Source organism: Arthrobacter sp. Ha26 (assembly GCF_059091705.1).
On record NZ_JBNHGX010000001.1, the window covers coordinates 555,821 to 570,764 of the forward strand.

The 14,944-nt window shown below is 66.0% G+C and carries 18 protein-coding genes; 4 read left to right on the plus strand and 14 right to left on the minus strand.

Features of this window, described 5'->3' with window-relative positions; all coding sequences use genetic code 11:
- Positions 1-179: 179 nt before the first annotated feature.
- Positions 180-986, minus strand: a complete 807-nt coding sequence (locus AC5RVY_RS02620) for a YsnF/AvaK domain-containing protein (RefSeq protein ID WP_493953135.1) — start codon at positions 984-986, stop codon at positions 180-182.
- 59 nt (positions 987-1,045) lie between these two features.
- Positions 1,046-1,840: a hypothetical protein gene (locus AC5RVY_RS02625; RefSeq protein WP_493953136.1), complete on the minus strand. Its 795-nt coding sequence runs from the start codon at positions 1,838-1,840 to the stop codon at positions 1,046-1,048.
- Positions 1,841-2,028: 188 nt separating this feature from the next.
- Between AC5RVY_RS02625 and AC5RVY_RS02630 the strand changes: the two genes are divergently transcribed.
- From AC5RVY_RS02630 to AC5RVY_RS02640, 3 genes are all read left to right on the plus strand, one after another.
- Complete coding sequence (locus AC5RVY_RS02630) at positions 2,029-2,394, plus strand: ArsR/SmtB family transcription factor (RefSeq protein WP_493953137.1); 366 nt, start codon at positions 2,029-2,031, stop codon at positions 2,392-2,394.
- Complete coding sequence (locus AC5RVY_RS02635) at positions 2,391-3,461, plus strand: cation diffusion facilitator family transporter (protein WP_493953138.1); 1,071 nt, start codon at positions 2,391-2,393, stop codon at positions 3,459-3,461. The genes AC5RVY_RS02630 and AC5RVY_RS02635 overlap by 4 nt, the downstream gene beginning before the upstream one ends.
- Positions 3,462-3,522: 61 nt before the next feature.
- The gene (locus tag AC5RVY_RS02640) at positions 3,523-4,263 is read left to right on the plus strand and encodes an ABC transporter permease (RefSeq protein ID WP_493953139.1); all 741 of its coding nucleotides are present in this window, start codon (positions 3,523-3,525) and stop codon (positions 4,261-4,263) included.
- A gap of 37 nt (positions 4,264-4,300) precedes the next feature.
- Here the strand turns inward: AC5RVY_RS02640 and AC5RVY_RS02645 are convergent, their stop codons facing one another.
- From AC5RVY_RS02645 to AC5RVY_RS02660, 4 genes are all read right to left on the minus strand, one after another.
- Positions 4,301-4,600, minus strand: a complete 300-nt coding sequence (locus AC5RVY_RS02645) for a DUF4193 domain-containing protein (RefSeq protein ID WP_493953140.1) — start codon at positions 4,598-4,600, stop codon at positions 4,301-4,303.
- 91 nt (positions 4,601-4,691) lie between these two features.
- On the minus strand, positions 4,692-5,171 hold the full coding sequence (locus tag AC5RVY_RS02650) for an SgcJ/EcaC family oxidoreductase (protein ID WP_493953141.1): 480 nt from the start codon (positions 5,169-5,171) through the stop codon (positions 4,692-4,694).
- 2 nt (positions 5,172-5,173) lie between these two features.
- Positions 5,174-6,178, minus strand: coding sequence for an alpha/beta fold hydrolase (locus tag AC5RVY_RS02655; RefSeq protein ID WP_493953142.1), 1,005 nt, complete (start codon positions 6,176-6,178; stop codon positions 5,174-5,176).
- A gap of 56 nt (positions 6,179-6,234) precedes the next feature.
- Positions 6,235-6,609 (minus strand): cupin domain-containing protein, encoded by a 375-nt coding sequence (locus tag AC5RVY_RS02660; protein WP_493953143.1) that lies wholly within the window; start codon positions 6,607-6,609, stop codon positions 6,235-6,237.
- A 312-nt stretch (positions 6,610-6,921) separates the two neighbouring features.
- Between AC5RVY_RS02660 and AC5RVY_RS02665 the strand changes: the two genes are divergently transcribed.
- Positions 6,922-7,206, plus strand: coding sequence for a DUF1540 domain-containing protein (locus tag AC5RVY_RS02665; protein WP_493953144.1), 285 nt, complete (start codon positions 6,922-6,924; stop codon positions 7,204-7,206).
- 83 nt (positions 7,207-7,289) lie between these two features.
- On the opposite strand, the gene AC5RVY_RS02670 is transcribed toward AC5RVY_RS02665, so the two are convergent.
- The 8 genes from AC5RVY_RS02670 to AC5RVY_RS02705 all read right to left on the minus strand — a co-directional run bounded on the left by AC5RVY_RS02670 (position 7,290) and on the right by AC5RVY_RS02705 (position 14,943).
- Positions 7,290-8,462, minus strand: a complete 1,173-nt coding sequence (locus AC5RVY_RS02670) for a carboxylate-amine ligase (protein WP_493953145.1) — start codon at positions 8,460-8,462, stop codon at positions 7,290-7,292.
- Between the two features lie 32 nt (positions 8,463-8,494).
- Entirely contained in the window at positions 8,495-8,902 is a 408-nt protein-coding gene (locus AC5RVY_RS02675) for a four-helix bundle copper-binding protein (protein WP_493953146.1), read from the minus strand.
- 132 nt (positions 8,903-9,034) lie between these two features.
- Positions 9,035-10,168: a glycosyltransferase gene (locus AC5RVY_RS02680; protein WP_493953147.1), complete on the minus strand. Its 1,134-nt coding sequence runs from the start codon at positions 10,166-10,168 to the stop codon at positions 9,035-9,037.
- Positions 10,158-11,477, minus strand: a complete 1,320-nt coding sequence (locus AC5RVY_RS02685) for a family 1 glycosylhydrolase (RefSeq protein WP_493953148.1) — start codon at positions 11,475-11,477, stop codon at positions 10,158-10,160. The genes AC5RVY_RS02680 and AC5RVY_RS02685 overlap by 11 nt, the downstream gene beginning before the upstream one ends.
- Positions 11,474-11,752, minus strand: a complete 279-nt coding sequence (locus AC5RVY_RS02690) for a DUF6752 domain-containing protein (protein ID WP_493953149.1) — start codon at positions 11,750-11,752, stop codon at positions 11,474-11,476. The genes AC5RVY_RS02685 and AC5RVY_RS02690 overlap by 4 nt, the downstream gene beginning before the upstream one ends.
- Entirely contained in the window at positions 11,749-13,482 is a 1,734-nt protein-coding gene (locus AC5RVY_RS02695) for a class I SAM-dependent methyltransferase (protein WP_493953150.1), read from the minus strand. The genes AC5RVY_RS02690 and AC5RVY_RS02695 overlap by 4 nt, the downstream gene beginning before the upstream one ends.
- Positions 13,479-14,378, minus strand: coding sequence for an SDR family NAD(P)-dependent oxidoreductase (locus AC5RVY_RS02700; protein WP_493953151.1), 900 nt, complete (start codon positions 14,376-14,378; stop codon positions 13,479-13,481). The genes AC5RVY_RS02695 and AC5RVY_RS02700 overlap by 4 nt, the downstream gene beginning before the upstream one ends.
- On the minus strand, positions 14,353-14,943 hold the full coding sequence (locus AC5RVY_RS02705; protein ID WP_493953152.1) for an IspD/TarI family cytidylyltransferase: 591 nt from the start codon (positions 14,941-14,943) through the stop codon (positions 14,353-14,355). Before AC5RVY_RS02705 ends, AC5RVY_RS02700 begins: the two co-directional genes overlap by 26 nt.
- Between the last annotated feature and the right edge of the window lies 1 nt (position 14,944).

A 14,944-nucleotide genomic window follows, 5' to 3' on the forward strand; every position in this document is an offset into this window, starting at 1 on the left:
ACGCGGTGATGGAAACACCGTCAAAATCTCAACAAAGCCCAAGGGCCTGAGCTCGGTGCAATACCGTGCTCAGGCCCTTGCGGCGTAGGCTCTCAATTGGCCAGTCCAACTTCGGGGACCAGTTCAGGCAGGAGGGTGGACCGCGCTTTGCTTATCCCCGGGAATCCCGGCCGGAAGCCTTAGCGGCGGGTGCGGCCATCGTCGTCGAGCTCGATCTCTTCCTTGCGGACTTCCTCGGTGACGGTGTGCTCGTTGGTCACCGTCTCCTTGTCGAGGCGCACGCGCTCCACCGGGACGGTTTCCTTTTCCACAACGGGGCGTTCCTCGTGGAGGATGACCTCGTGCTCTTCCTCGCTGATGGCGGGCCCGTCCAGGGCGGCGCCCCTGTTGGCATCCGTGATGGGCTCGCGCTCGATGCGGACCTCTTCGCGCTGCACCGGGACGGTGGTGGTGACGTTCTCGGTGACGACGTACTTGCGCAGGCGTGCCCGGCCGGTTTCTTCCTGGCGGGTGCCCACGTGCAGCTGCTCCTCGGAGCGGGTCATTGCGTCGTCGGTGGTGGGACCGGAGGTGTCGTGGCCGACGGTTCCGCGGCTGTCCGCCGTGTCCGCGGTGCCGGTGAAGCCGTTGCCGGCAACGTCGCCGTTACCGCCCGCGAACCCGTTGCCGCCGGTGATGCCGTAGTAGGTGTAGAGCCGGTCTTCCTCCGCGGGCTCAAGGTGCCCGTCCGGGGCCACGCGCGGGGCGTCCTTGACCTTGTCCTTGGTGTGGGCCACCACGATGTCGTTGCCGTCCTGGGAGGCAGAGTCCAACGGTGCGAAGGATTCGTGGGTTCCGAAGAGCCCGGTCTTGACGGTGACCCAGGTGGGTTCTGAGGTGTTGTCGTCAACGTAGATCTGTCCGATGGATCCGATCTTGCTTCCGTCGGAGCCCAGGACATTTCCTCCGGCAGTGCTCAGTGCAGAAAGGTTCTCAGTGCTGATCATGTGTTTCTCCTTCTTGTTACTGGTTTGGTGCTGCTTGGGGGCAAAAATGTGGGCCTCTGTTAAGGCTGGCGCTCGGAGCCGCGGACCTCGCTGTACGGGTCATCCGGATCCTTCAGCGGGACTCCCCCCGCTTGGGTCCCGGAGTAGGCGGGACGCGCAGGTTCTCCGTAGATGGTTTCGCCGTAGGCCGCGGGTGCTGCGGGCTGCTCCCGGTATACGGGCTCCCCGCCCCATGGCGGAGCAGTTGCGCCGGCAACCGGCGGCTGTGCCGGCTTCGGCGGGATGGCAGCTTGCGGCGCCGCCGGCTGCAGGCCGCGGGCGAGGCGACCGGCGAGGATGCCCGCACCGGCGGCCAGGAGCAGGAAAGTGCCCGGCTTGCGGCGCGCGAACCGCTGAACCTCGCCCAGCAGCGCCCCCGGGTCCTTGCCCTCAACCCAGGAGGCGACCGACGACGTCCTGTCGGCAACCTGCCGGACCAGGTCGCTTGCGACGCCCTGCTGGTCCGGGGCCTCGGCCATGCGCTCCAACTGGCTGGAGATGGTCCGAAGTCCTTCTGCCGCCTTCCGTTGTTGCGCGCCGGCCTGGCTGCCCAGGCCCGACTTAGCCTGGTCCAATAAACCGCGGGCGCTGGACTTCGCCTCAGCTGCGACGTTTCCGGCCTCGTGCCTGGCGGTCTGGGCCACATTGTGGGCCGCACCGGCCGCCTGCCCGGCGAGCTTGGACGTCTCCTCCTTGGCTGCTTCCTTCTTGGTCAGGTACGTTTCCGGCTCCGCTGAGGGATCCGCCGGTATTGCATTCCCGTACTGGTCGAGAGGGCTTCGGGCAGAAGCCTCAGGCCACTGGTTCTCCGTCATCGTCACTCGCTTCCACTGGTGGTCACCGGCTGCTGAAGCCCTGCCGGATCGAATAGTAAGTAAGGTTACTAATTAGATACTAAGCACACTTGCTATCTTTGATGCAAGCGGATGCGAAGGAATTCGCTCGGCGCTTTGTGCTTCGAGCCGATTGTCACCCACGGGCCAAGCTATGCCATTATGTGCGTATGAATGCAGATAAGAGTGCATGCTCGCTGAGTGCGGACAGCCAGTACGTGGAGCTCGCCGTGGAGGTCTTCGCCATGCTGGCCGATGCCACCCGCGTACGGATCATCCTTGCCCTGCGCGACGGCGAGATGGCCGTAGGTGCCTTGGCGGACGCCGTTGGAAAATCACCCGCTGCCGTCTCCCAGCACCTGGCCAAGATGCGCCTGGCCCGGATGGTTTCCACCCGGCAAGACGGGACCAGGGTTCTCTATCGGCTCGAAAACGAGCATGCGCGCCAGCTGGTGGCCGACGCGATCTTCCAGGCTGAACATGCTCTGGGCGGCGAGCCGGCGCATCACCGGCGCGAGCGGAAGGCAGCGTCATGAGCAGTTCCGGGCACGTCCATCAGCACACGGACGACGAGCACGAGCATGACCACCACCATGGGCACGACGACAGCCACGACCACCCCCACGGTCACGGGCACGACCACGACCACGACCACAGCCACCATCACCACGGCGGTTTCAAGGGCTGGCTGTTCGAGCTGTTCGTCCCGCATACCCACGACGCCGCGGACTCCATTGATGACGCTATGGAAGCCAGCGTGGAGGGCGTCCGCGCGCTGAAGATCAGCCTCTTCCTCCTCCTGGGCACCACTATCCTGCAGTTCCTCGTGGTGCTGGTCAGCGGTTCCGTGGCGCTGCTGGCAGACACCATCCACAACTTCTCGGACGCCCTAACCGCCGTACCGCTGTGGGTCGCCTTCATCCTGGGCCGCCGCGCAGCAACCCGCCGGTACACCTACGGCTTTGGCCGGGCGGAGGACCTCGCGGGCCTGTTCATCGTCGGCGTCGTGGCCCTGTCCGCCGTCGTCGCAGCCTGGCAGTCAGTGGAGCGCCTCCTGAACCCCCAGCCGCTGGCCAATCTGTGGTGGGTCTTCGCCGCGGGCCTGATCGGATTCGCGGGGAACGAGGCGGTGGCCATCTACCGCATCCGGGTGGGCCGCCGCATCGGCTCCGCAGCCCTCGTCGCCGACGGCGTGCACGCCCGCACGGACGGCTTCACCTCCCTGGCCGTGGTGCTCGGCGCCGTCGGTGTGATGCTCGGCTTCCCCCTCGCCGATCCCATCGTTGGGCTCCTCATTTCCGCGGCCATCCTGGTTCTCTTGTGGGGGACGGTCCGCAGCATCGGCCGGCGGCTGATGGACGGGATCGAGGCTGAACTGGTTGAAACGGCGCAGCGGGCCCTCGAGGGCACGCCGGGAGTCCTGGCCGTGCCGCGGCTGCAGCTGCGCTGGTCCGGTCACCGTTTGCAGGGCGCAGCCACCCTGGTGATGGACGACGGCGTCACGCTGGCTGCCGCCGCTGAGGTCACCCACGAAGCCGCGCACCGCCTTAAGCATGCCCTGCCCAAGGTGGACGACATGATCCTCACCCCGTTCCGTGGCTGAGCTTTCGAAAGGCTCAACCACCCTGGACCGTTCACGCCACCGCCGGGCTTAGTCTGGGCTGATGGCCGTCCTCGCTGCCCTGGCACCCACGTTCGCGGCGGTGGCCATCCTGATGCTGCTCACCGTTGCGGTGCTGCGCGGCTCGCGCACGCCGTCATACCTGGGCCCAGCCCTGGCCATCCTCCGGGGGGCTGCCCAGCTCGCCCTCATCAGCCTGGTGCTCGGCGGCATCATCACGGCGCCGCTGTTGGTGGCATTGGCGCTCCTTGTCATGTTCACGGTCGCTGCCGTCACCGCCACCCGCAGGCTGGCGTGGTCCTGGCCGCGCTTCCTGGTAGTGGCAGGAACCATGGCCGCGGGCATCACGGTGACTCTCGCCGTCGTCTTCGGCACTGGCGCCATCGAATTCACGCCACGCTACGTTCTCGCCGTCGGCGGCATTGTGATCGGCAACTGCATGACCATAGCCGTCCTGGCCGGGCACCGGTTCTTCGAGGCCGTCCGGGAGCAGTGGGACCAGGTGGAAGGCTGGCTGGCCCTGGGTGCCACAGCCAGGCACGCGACCCTGACCCAGGCGCGCTATTCGGTGCATGCGGCCCTGATCCCGTCCACCGACCAGACGAAAACCACCGGCCTGGTCACCCTGCCCGGCGCATTCGTGGGCGCGATCTTCGGCGGGGCGTCACCGCTGGAGGCCGGGCGGTTCCAAGTGGTGGTGCTTGCGTCCATCATGGCGGCCGGCGCCATCACCGCCGTCGCGCTGATCCGTTCGCTAGGGGCGGTGAAGGTGCGGCCGCCCTAGCCGTCCACGCAGCCGATCCGTACTCGCGCCCCGGGCGTCAGCCTTCGCACTCGCGGCAGTATTTCTTTCCGTCCTTTTCCCGCGCGAGTTGGCTGCGGTGGTGCACAAGGAAGCACGACATACAGGTGAATTCGTCGGACTGGACCGGGACCACCTGCACCTGAAGCTCTTCATTGGAAAGGTCCGCACCGGGCAGTTCAAAGGCGTCCGCCAGGTCCGCTTCATCGAGATCGATCACCGCACCCTTGGGCGTGGCCTTCTCCGTGTTGAGCTCATCAAGCGGCTGGGGCAGCTCGTCCTCGGCCGAGCCGCGTGGTGCGTCGTAATCAACTGCCACTGGTTCTCCTTTGTTGCTCAGTCATTGTAGTTCCGAACCACCACACAACCCCGCGCATGGGCAGGATATTCCCGCGTGAAACGAGCGCGTTTCAGTGCCGGTGCCGCGCCTCCTTGCTCGAGCCGGTCAACAACTGCTGCAGCTCGGCGGTCAGCGCATTGACCAGCTCGGGCCTGCCATGGAACTGTGCCGGGGTGTTCTGGAGGAGCTCGATACCCCAGGCGCCATCCTGGCGGACCGCAATGAGGGTCTGATGCGCGTTCGTGGCGGGTGATACGTCTGACCCGCCCGGCGCCACGAGGCCTGCAATGGCGATCAGAAACGCAAGGTCCGGTCCGAGCAGGCGCACTTCCCTGACCTTGGTGACGTACCTTGCCGTGGCATGGTCCTTGAAGATGGGCTCCAGGTGCTGGAAGATCTCCTCCGGCCCCGTGGCGGTGCTGCCATCGAACCCGATCTGGAGCCCGTGTTGCCTAAAGCGCCCTGCCATTGATCTGGCGTCACGCCGGTTCCAGGCATCAATAAATCCTTCGTACAGTTCCTGTACTTCATAGAGGTCCGGCTGGTCCACGGCTACTCCTTGAGGAAGGTCTGGATAGTGTCTGCCATTCGCTCCGCCTGGGTCCAGTGCAGGTAGTGGTTGCCTTCCAGCGCGACGATGTGGTGCCGCTTGACGTTTTTCAGCAGGCTTTCGGCCCTGGCTGCCTTCTCGGCTGTGTGCTCGGTCTTTTCGTCCGCGATGAAGGCGAGAACGGGCAGGTCGTCCGGGTAGGTCACTCCCCGGAGGGCAGCGGCGTTGTTCGCAATCCGGGCCGTCTCGTCCACCACGGCCGGGTTGCCGAAGTTCCAGTTCAGCATCATCCGCATGCGCCGCAGCTCGTCGTCGGTGTAGGCGTCGCTGTCCGGATCAAGGAGGCCCGGCGCCACCCAACTCACTACCCGGATCGCGCCGGTGGCGGCCAGCGCCCGTTGCCAGTTGAACTCCGGCTGCGGGTCCGGAACCGGCTGATCCCCGGGCGTCGGGATGGTGGCATCGATTCCCACCACGGCAGACACCTCGGCACGGTAGCGGTTGGCGTAGTCAAGCAGATAGAAACCGGCGATCGAGTGCCCTGCCAGAACGTAGGGCTGCTTCACCTGGAGCCTGGTGAGCACTTCGTGGAGTTCGGTGCTGATGTTCTCGTTGGTCCGCGGACCGGCGTCGGGGTCGCTGTAGCCATACCCAAACCCCTCCACCACTGTGACGTCGAAGCCGTTGAACTCGCGGATCAAAGGCTGGAAATCGAGGGCAGGAGCCGGGGTTCCCAGGCCGCTGAGGAGGACGATCGGCTGGCCATCCTGCCCGTTCCGGTAGACGTTCAGGGCACCGCTTCCGACGGCGACGCGCTCGCCGTAGGCAGGGGTGCTGGATTTTTCCGTCCGCTCCAGGATCAAGTTGACCGCCGTCGACATCAGGATCAGGCCCAGGATGGCGAGCACCAAGACCCCGGCGCGGCGCAACCGGCGCCGGGGCCTCTTAACGGTCCCGGCGCCGTGTTCTTCCGGTTGATCAGGGATGTTTTTCGGGAGTGCACGCATGGAGGTGCCTGCGGTTCCGTTCCGTCCGGCTTTTATGTTCGGGCCAGCAGGTGAGCCTAGGCAGGCTTGGCGTAACCGGCCGCACTCATGATTTCGTAACCCACAAATGGCTCGTCGCCTTCCACCCAGGCATCGTGGCCCGCCGGAACGGTATAGGCCTGGCCGGCCGTCACCGTGGTCCGCGTGCCGTCATCCATTTGTACCGTGAGTGTCCCGGCGGCGCAGATCCCCACGTGGTTGACCTGGCAGCTGTCCGTATGCACCACGGTCTTGACGGTCTCGGACCACCGCCAGCCCGGCTCAAAAGTGAAGCGGCCCAAGGTGGTGTCTCCTATGCTGACCACATCGACGGCGGTCTTGGGCGGCCGGCGCCTTTCATCGGGTTCGTCAAATGACTTCGCTTCAAGGGTTCTGACTGCTTCTCCGGCCATTTCCGTCTCCTGACAGGGAGTGATTGGAACTATTCATCCGGAGCGCCCAGACCGCTCCCGGGGTTGGTTGGCCGGCCCGGACAGGTTCTGTGCCGTGCCAACGCTGGCGCCCAGCGGTATCAGAGTGCTCCCAGGAGTGGGTGGTGTCAATACATTCGCCACCCGGATGCGGTTTACCGAACGGGCCAGAAATCCGCAGGCCATCAAGGAATTAGGTCAAACAATTGGGTCTTTTTGATCGCCGCCGCCGGGCCTACCGTAGGAAAACACAGGACGGCCACACCGGGCTGCCGAAGTACGGAGGGTCTTAAGATGACATCGCACGTCGCAGACTGCAGCGTAACCAACTGTTCCTTCAATGACCATACAAACTGCAACGCCGCCGCCATCACCGTCAGCGGTGCCGAAAATCATGCCCATTGCGCAACCTTCATTGACACCGGCATGCACGGCGGCCTCCCCAAGGTGCTGGCCGACGTCGGAGCCTGCCAGCGCACCGAATGTGTCCATAACGACCATCTGATGTGCCAGGCACCGGAAGTCCATGTTGGTCCGGGCGCAGATAACGCCGACTGCCTCACCTACTCCCACCGCTGACCTTTTAGCCTTCGGTGGCTGAGCTTGGGTCGAAACCTGGATTTCGACAGGGCTCACCCGCCGAGGGCTTTTGGTTGCCCTCTTCAGTCCGCGGGCACCCACACCGTGCAGTTGGCGGCGTCTTTGACCACGTCTTCTAGGTCACCCGTGCGGTGCAGCACTTCCAGCTGGCGGGTCGCGCCGGTGCCCGCGTAAAGCAGGTCGTCGATCAGTTCCTCCACCCGGGGCAGGTCCCCGATGTCCTGCAGCGCCTCCCGGATGTGGTCCAGCAGCAGATTCACCACCGTGATGGCGGAGGCCGGCTGGAAGGTCAGGGGGTCCAGCAGTTCGCCGCGCAGTCCCCACCGACTGGCTTTCCAGCTGGCCAGCCGCAGCAGCTCGGTGGGGACGGCCACGGGCGGGATGCCCTCCCGCCACTCCCGGGCCCCCGTCTCCACCAGCCCGCGCGCAATCCCCGCCAGCAGCACGGCGTTTTGCGGCCGGAGGCACACATCGGCAATCCGGATTTCAACGGTGGGATAGTGCCGGGACAGGCGCGCGTCGAAGTAGACCATGCCTTCATCGAGCACCACCCCGGTGCTCACCATGTCATGCACCAGCTGGTGGTACGCATCCGGCGAGCCAAGAATACCCAGTGGCCCGGCGGACGGCCACCGGCTCCAGACCTGGGCACGGTAGCTGGCGTAGCCCGTGTCCTGCCCGTGCCAGAAGGGCGAGTTCGCACTGAGGGCGCTCAGTACCGGCAGCCAAATGCGGATCCGGTCCAGCACCGCCACACCTTCCTCGGCTGAATCCACGGACACGTGGATGTGGCAGCCGCACGTGAGCTGCTCCCTGGCGGTCAGCCCGTATTCCTGGGCCATTGCCATGAAGCGGCGCAGCTGCACCGGATGCGGATCAGAAGGAAGCGGGGATGTTCCCAGGGCAGCAACCCGGACCCCCACGTCCTGCGCTGCCCGGTCAGCCACAGCGCGCCCTGCGATGACGTCTTCCTGCAGTCCCGCCATGGTGGAATGCGGGGGCGTGACAACCTCGATCATCTCCTGTTGGAACTCGGCGGTCAGGACCGGCCCCTTGCTGGATTCCATCGGGCGCACGTACAGGTCCAGGAGCGCACCGGCCATGGGCACGGCTTCCCCTGTCCCCGGGTCTACCAGGAGCAGTTCCTCCTCCATCCCAAACGTACGACGACGTCCCTCGCCTGCGCTGGAATCTCCAGTTGCCGCCGGGGTGCTTTCCGCTTCCAAGCCATCCATCGCCGTCGTCCTTCTGCTATTCCATCCGGGCCTCAACTAAGTGAGGTCAGCAGGGCTGCGCACGCCTGTTCGCAGCGCCGGCACGCCTCCGCACAGATCTGGCACTGGTCATGCATGTCCGCGTGCTTTTCGCATTCCTCCGCGCATGCTTTGCAGGCCGTCCGGCAGGCTTCCACGAGAGCCCGGGTGACGGCGGCCTCATACCCGGTGAGCCGGGACAGCACTTTTCCGGTGGTGGCACAAATGTCGGCGCAGTCAAGGTCAGTGCGGATGCACTGGGCCAGATCCGCCACCATGTCTTCGCCCAGGCAGGCATCGGCGCAGCCAGTGCACGTCTGGGCACATTCGTAGCAGGCGCTGATGCACTCGGAAAGCTTGATGACGTCGATACCGCCGAGGTCCTTGGGATACGCATCAATCATGGACCGTATATGGGTCATGGCTGTTCTCCCTCTCGCTTGGGTTTACCCGCCCGCTTTATTGGTAAGTACACTTACTTCTTTTACGGTACCGGGATGGGCGCCGCTGGTACAGAGGAGCCCATCCCGTCGAACCGCCCGCCGGACAGCCCGCTAGGCGCTCACCTCAGCCCCCACCGGTTCCGGTTCCCGGGAGCCGGCCGCGAAAACAGACTCCGCCATCTGGTCAGCTATCGCATCCCAGTGGTACTTCTTCAGCAACTCACGGGTTTTCGGCTTCGGCCCGCGCGACGGATCCCGCTGGCCAAGGGTGCGGCAGAGCGCTGCGAACCCTGCGGCGTCGTCCCGCAGGTGCACCACTCCCGGGAAATCCGCGACGACGTCCGGCACCCGGGTGGAGACCACAGGCAGGCCGGCGGCCAGGTATTCCAGGGTTTTGGTGGGGCTGATGGAACGTGTCGCCTCATTCAGTGCGAACGGCATCAGTGCCACGTCCAGTCCTGCCATCGCGGCGGGCAGGTCCGTGTAGCAGGTGTAGCCTTCGTAGCTGATGTTGGGGGCCTGGGGCAGGCTGGCCGGATCGATTTTGGCCACCGGCCCGTACATTTTGATGTCCCACTCCGGCAGCGCGTGCGCCAGGCCGGCGATCAGCCCGAGATCCAGCCGTTCGTCCAGGACGCCCACGTAGCCCGCGACCGGACGCTGCCCCGCAACCCGCGGTTCCGCCGTCGGGAATCTGTAGTGCTCCGGCTCCACGCCGCTGGGAAAGAGCAGCGTGTCCGCGCGGCCCTGCCGCACCATGGAGCGGTGGAGCGAGCGGCCGCCGGCAAAAACGACATCGGCCCTGCGCAGCGCCTGCCGCTGCCTCACCACCAGTTCCGGCGGCGCGTCCTTGAACGCGGCAAGATCGTCCATCACGTCGTACACCAGCGTGGTGGGGTTCAGGGCCAGGGCCAGTTCCAGGGCCAGCGGGGTGTACAGCCAGACCACCCGGTCCCCTGCCGGCGGTCCCACCAGCCCGGGCAGCTGCTCGATGTAGTCCGGGAGGACGTCGTCGAAGAATCCCACGTGGTGGCCCTGCTCCGGAATTTCCAGCCAGGCGCGGTTCAGCCCGTCCACCTTCGTGTGGTTCATCCGGTTCGGCCCACTGAATCCCGGCGACGGTGTCAGCGGCTCCTCCACGTACCAGGTGGAACACCGGGAGCCCAGGCGGGAAACGAGGTGCTGGGGGCGCTGCCAGACCCAGTCCCAGCGGAGGTGCGACAAGACGATCAGTTCACTCTGCATTGGTTATCCTCAATTCCATTCGTGTCTCCGTGCGGGGAAGGCTGTTTCCCTGGTCCGCTTCAGGGGCCGGTATCCACTTCCAGTGGGACATCTGTGGCTCATAACCGCGCAGCCAGGTGGCCACGGGCTCGCCCAGCGTGTAGGCCGGCAATTCCCTCGAGGGGCTTCCGGCTGCGGCTTTCGCGTACGTCTCGGACATCGCTGACGGTTGGCGGCTCAGCTCGTCATCCAGCCAATACACCCCCACCGGGTCGATGTGCCCGTCGCTGCGGAACAGGAGTGAATCCCAGTCCGTGGAGTCAATTACCGGGAACCAGCAGAGCCCGTCCAGGGGGACCCCCATCCGCCGGGCGCGTTCGCACTGCTCCAGCACGTACTTGAACCAGGTGGCACGGTCCGTTGTCCTGCCGCGGACGTTGGTTTCGGTGAGCAGGCAGGGCAGGCGGTAGCGGTCCCAGTACAGGTAGATCTGCTGTGCCAACGGCAGCGGAAACGGGGTGTTGGGAGCGCCGCCCTCGTCATCGAAGTGCCACTGGCAGTGGGCGTAATAGTCCAAGCCGAGCACATCGACCCGGCCCGCTTCCAGTTCCTGCAGTTTCTCCCCGCCGGCTTCGCGGAGCAGGCCGGCCAGGGGGCCGCCCGGATCAAATCCCTTGCCGAGGAAGCTGTCCAGCACCAGGAACCGGCGCTCATTGGCCATGGTGGCGTAGGCGCTTCCGCCGGCGCCCTGCCCCGTGTGGTGTTCGCAGCTGTCCACCCAGACGTGCTTGGCGTCCGGCAGCAGTTCCGCATAGGCCCTGCTGGCCTCCGCCACGGCCGGGAGCACGTTGAGGAGTTGCGCCACGAAGGTGTCCAGGCCCTTCTGGTAGGGCGGCCAGATGCCTTCGTGCCCCGTCAGGAACAGGGTGGAGAAAGGCTCGTTGAAGAGCGTGTACTCCTGGACCCACGGGTAACGCCGGGCGAATGCCTCCGTGTACTGCAGGTAGGCGGCGTGGAACCTGGGGTCGGCGAAACCGCCATGCAGCCAGCGGGGGTAGCTGGTGTGGTGCACCAGGTCCACGATGGGCCGGAACCCGTGGTCGCGCAGGTAGTGCAGCACCTTGTCCGTATCCTGCCAGTCATAGACTCCCCTTTCGGCCTCCACCCGGTGCCACCGGACGGGATACCGCAGCCTCTTCACGCCGCAGCCGGCCAGGAGTTGGAGGTCCTGCTTCCACTGGACGTCGTGGGCGGTGGATTCAAAGATGTCCTTGTCGTGCCGGGGAAGGTAGGTGCTCTCGAAGGCGCCGATGATGTCGATTCCGCTCATATCCCAGCCCCTTCGCCCTGCAGGACGGGACTTTCTGCCTGGCCGTGAGCGACAGGAGCGGGTTTGGCGGCCAGGTGCTCGTACACCAGGTCCAGCAGTTCCGCTGCCCGCAGGTTCAACCTCCGGGATTCATCCAGGTCCCGGTCCAGCCGGGCCACTTCAGCCCGCAACTCCGCGATGTCCGTCGCGGCGATGGCCAGCCGCAGGTTGATCTCCTCCAGCGGGTCGCCCAGGGGCTCGTGCTCGTGGATGGCGTCAATCAGGGGATCATTCATGGCAGGGCCCTCACTTTCAGTCGGTTGGTGGAAAGGGCGCCTTCTTCCGGACGCCCTGATGGTGGTGGAACATCTTCTGTTTCCAGCCCCAGCCCGGCGAGGGTGGCCTTGAGCGCCGCGACGTCCACGGGAGCGTGGAAGCGGCTGTCCGGAAACGGCGGCTCGGAGTCTCCCGGGTGGACCTCCAGGAACGCCTCGGCCGGGTGGGACTGCTCCCTCAGCACATGCCCGATAAGCGTCAGCACGTTGTCCCTGCCCTGCCCGTTCAGGGAATTCAGCAACAGCCGGGCATACACGTGCAGCGGGCCGGGACCCTTGTTGGCCAGCCGTGCAAGCGGAGCGGTTTCCCGGACCGAATTGAGGTTGGCCCGCAGTGCCTCAAGGGAGCCGGGGCCGGATTGGGGGGTGTGCAGGCTCTGGACGGCGGGGCGGCTGTAGTCCACGGCCACCACGTGGTGTCCGTGTTCTGCGAAGTGCCGGGCATCGGCGCCGAGGCCGCAGCCCAGCTCCAGGATCCGGGAGCCCGGCGGGAGTTCCCGGGCCAGCTCCCGGGCCCAGCGGGATGGCAGGAGACAATCCGACGGCGTTGGGCCGGCATGGTGCCCGGCTTCCGGTCCGGCACGGTGCCCGGCTTCCGGTCCGGCACGGTGCCCGGCCTCACCGCGCGCTTCCTTACCGTGCGCGTCCTTAATACGGAGCAGCGAGCGGTGGTGGTCCTCCCAGTTCTCCCGGTCCCCGTCCAAATTGCCCAGCCAGTTGTCATAGCGGCGGCGGGCCGGCGGCGGGGTGGTGAACCGGAAGGCAGGATCGGGTGTAGGCCAGCCGGGGCCGTAAATGGCGGCGAGCATTTGCGCGGGTTCCGCCGGCGCGGGCAGGTCCCTGCCGTTGATCTGGAGGCTCCGCAGCGGAAAGATCTTCACCTTTTCGCTGCGCTCCCGGGCGTGGAAGGTGCCGTGGAACCAGCCGCCCACGGTGAAGTAGGTGAAGATGTCCAGGTAGAACCGGTCCGTGCCGTCAGCCCCTGGAAACAGCAACTGCAGGTGCCCTGCGGAGTGCCGCACTGTTTCGTAGCCCTGGGCATGCAAAGCGCGTTCCAGCTCGAAGCCCTCCAGCACTATGTCCGATGGGTTTTGGTGCCGGCTCAGGTAGGCCAGGTCCACGTCGTCATCACCCGGCATGACCCGGCCGTCCCGCACCGGTCCCAGGAGCGTGCCACCGGTGACAAACAACTCCTGGCCGCGGCCGCGCATCCACTCCACCAGCCTGCAGGCCTCGTCCAGCGCCTCATCAATGAGGTAGGCGCGCTCCCCCGCGAAGTTGCGGGCGATTCGCCCCCACTTGTTGACTACCTGCGGCATTCCGGTCCCCGGCTCCTCGAGGAAGAACTGGTGCGGTGCCTCATCGAAGGCGACTGTCGCCGTCGTACTTAACGGGCTGCCGTCCTGCAGCACGCTTAACCGGGCCCAGCCGGACAGGCGGGCGGCGAGCGCCGGGGGCCAGTCGACGATGGACACGCCGCGGCCGGGCCGGGCGGCCTCGCCGGCACGGACGTTCCAGATGGACCGGTCCTCCAGCACGATGGACAGGATCGCGTCCGCGGGGATGGGCGGGCCTTCAAGCCACAGCGACGACTTGTCCGCCCGCAACGCGTGGCTGGGGACTCCGGTTGCCCCTGCGCCTGCCTCAGCCCCGGCCCCGGCTTGATCCCTGGTTTCCACATCCTGGCTCACGGCTGGGCCACCAGTTCGGGATCCTTGGAGGCGTCCGTGTAGGGAAGCCGGACGTCAACCACCTGCCCGGTCATGGCCGAGGCCAGTACCTGGATGCTGGCGTCAGCAACGACCGCGGCCGGCAGGAGCGATCCTTCCGCTTCCAGCCCGAACGCCCTGGTCCGCATGGGGGTGGCGGTCCGGCTGGGGCTGATGCAGTTCACCCGGATGCCGTCCGTGCTCCATTCATCCGCGAGCGCCTGGGTGAGGTTTACGATGGCGGCTTTGGTGGCGGAGTAAAGGGTGTAGTTGGCGCGGCCGCGGGTGTACGAGCTGGAGGCGAAGAAGGTCAGGGATCCCCTGCTTTCGGCCAGGTACTTCTGCGATTCCTGGGCCACGATAAAGGCGGCAGTAAGGTTGACATCCACGTCGTGGTGCAGCTGCTCGTCCGTCAGCTGGGCCAGCGGACCCACGTTGAGGACGCCGGCGGTGAGGATCACGTGGTCCACGCGTCCGTGGATGGCGGCGGCCTGGGCGAGCGCCTGCGCCACGCACCGGCGGTCCTCCACATAGGTTCCATTGCCCGTACGGCTTTGCCCGATCACCAGTGCGCCCTCAGCCTCCAGCTGCTGGGCCAGTTCCAGCCCAATCCCTGAGCTGGCACCGAAGACCATCACCGTGGAACCCCGGAGCCCAGCCGTATCTCCGCCGGGCAGCACACTCTTGTGCTTGAGCTGGAACAGCTTGTCCGCGAGGTGGATGTCGATGGGCTGGGTGATCTTGATGTTGGCCTCGTCGCCGTCCACCACAAAGATCGGGACGTCCGGGCAGTACTTAAGGACCACGGAACAGTCGTCAGTGGCGGAGAAATCGGGGTCCTGGCTGGCCCGTTCATACGCTTGGGCTATGACCGGCATCCGGAAGGCCTGCGGAGTCTGGCCCCGGCGGAGTTTGGCCCGCGGGGGGGACGGCGCGGATGAAGTTGTTGTCATCCACTTCGATGATGGTGTCCGCTGAGGGAATGGCGGTGTCGACGGCGGCGTAGACATCCAGTGCGCGGATGCAGGCGGTGATGATGTCGCCGTCCAACAGGGGCCGCACGGCGTCGTGGAAGATGACGTTGGCGTCCTTGTCCGCGATGGCGGCAAGGGCCCGGCAGGACGTTTCGCTGCGGTCAGCGCCGCCGGTCAGGATCGCCGTGACCTTGCCCGCCCGGCTGGCTGCCTTTCCATCCTTGGTGCCGTTCAGAAGCAGTTCCCGGGCTTTGGGAATATAGCCCGGTGCCATCATCACGACGATCTCGTCCACGAGCTCGGAGTGCTGGAACAGCTCCACCGTGTGCTCAAGGCTGGTGCGGCCGGCGATGGGGACAAACTGTTTGGGAATGTCCAGGCCCATGCGGGCGCCCACTCCTCCCGCAAGGATGACAGCCACGTTTCGGCGGCGCGTGCCGGAGGAGGAAGAGGGTGGTTTCTGGTCCATG

Bases quoted from the DNA above. Each gene is read 5' to 3' on its own strand.
- AC5RVY_RS02640 (WP_493953139.1), top strand. From the start codon at position 3,523: ATGGCCGTCCTCGCTGCCCTGGCACCCACGTTCGCGGCGGTGGCCATC.
- AC5RVY_RS02620 (WP_493953135.1), bottom strand. From the start codon at position 986: ATGATCAGCACTGAGAACCTTTCTGCACTGAGCACTGCCGGAGGAAAT.
- AC5RVY_RS02635 (WP_493953138.1), top strand. From the start codon at position 2,391: ATGAGCAGTTCCGGGCACGTCCATCAGCACACGGACGACGAGCACGAG.
- AC5RVY_RS02675 (WP_493953146.1), bottom strand. From the start codon at position 8,902: ATGACCCATATACGGTCCATGATTGATGCGTATCCCAAGGACCTCGGC.
- AC5RVY_RS02685 (WP_493953148.1), bottom strand. From the start codon at position 11,477: ATGAGCGGAATCGACATCATCGGCGCCTTCGAGAGCACCTACCTTCCC.
- AC5RVY_RS02655 (WP_493953142.1), bottom strand. From the start codon at position 6,178: ATGCGTGCACTCCCGAAAAACATCCCTGATCAACCGGAAGAACACGGC.
- AC5RVY_RS02705 (WP_493953152.1), bottom strand. From the start codon at position 14,943: ATGGACCAGAAACCACCCTCTTCCTCCTCCGGCACGCGCCGCCGAAAC.
- AC5RVY_RS02670 (WP_493953145.1), bottom strand. From the start codon at position 8,462: ATGGATGGCTTGGAAGCGGAAAGCACCCCGGCGGCAACTGGAGATTCC.
- AC5RVY_RS02630 (WP_493953137.1), top strand. From the start codon at position 2,029: ATGAATGCAGATAAGAGTGCATGCTCGCTGAGTGCGGACAGCCAGTAC.
- AC5RVY_RS02690 (WP_493953149.1), bottom strand. From the start codon at position 11,752: ATGAATGATCCCCTGATTGACGCCATCCACGAGCACGAGCCCCTGGGC.
- AC5RVY_RS02700 (WP_493953151.1), bottom strand. From the start codon at position 14,378: ATGCCGGTCATAGCCCAAGCGTATGAACGGGCCAGCCAGGACCCCGAT.
- AC5RVY_RS02625 (WP_493953136.1), bottom strand. From the start codon at position 1,840: ATGACGGAGAACCAGTGGCCTGAGGCTTCTGCCCGAAGCCCTCTCGAC.
- AC5RVY_RS02680 (WP_493953147.1), bottom strand. From the start codon at position 10,168: ATGCAGAGTGAACTGATCGTCTTGTCGCACCTCCGCTGGGACTGGGTC.
- AC5RVY_RS02665 (WP_493953144.1), top strand. From the start codon at position 6,922: ATGACATCGCACGTCGCAGACTGCAGCGTAACCAACTGTTCCTTCAAT.
- AC5RVY_RS02660 (WP_493953143.1), bottom strand. From the start codon at position 6,609: ATGGCCGGAGAAGCAGTCAGAACCCTTGAAGCGAAGTCATTTGACGAA.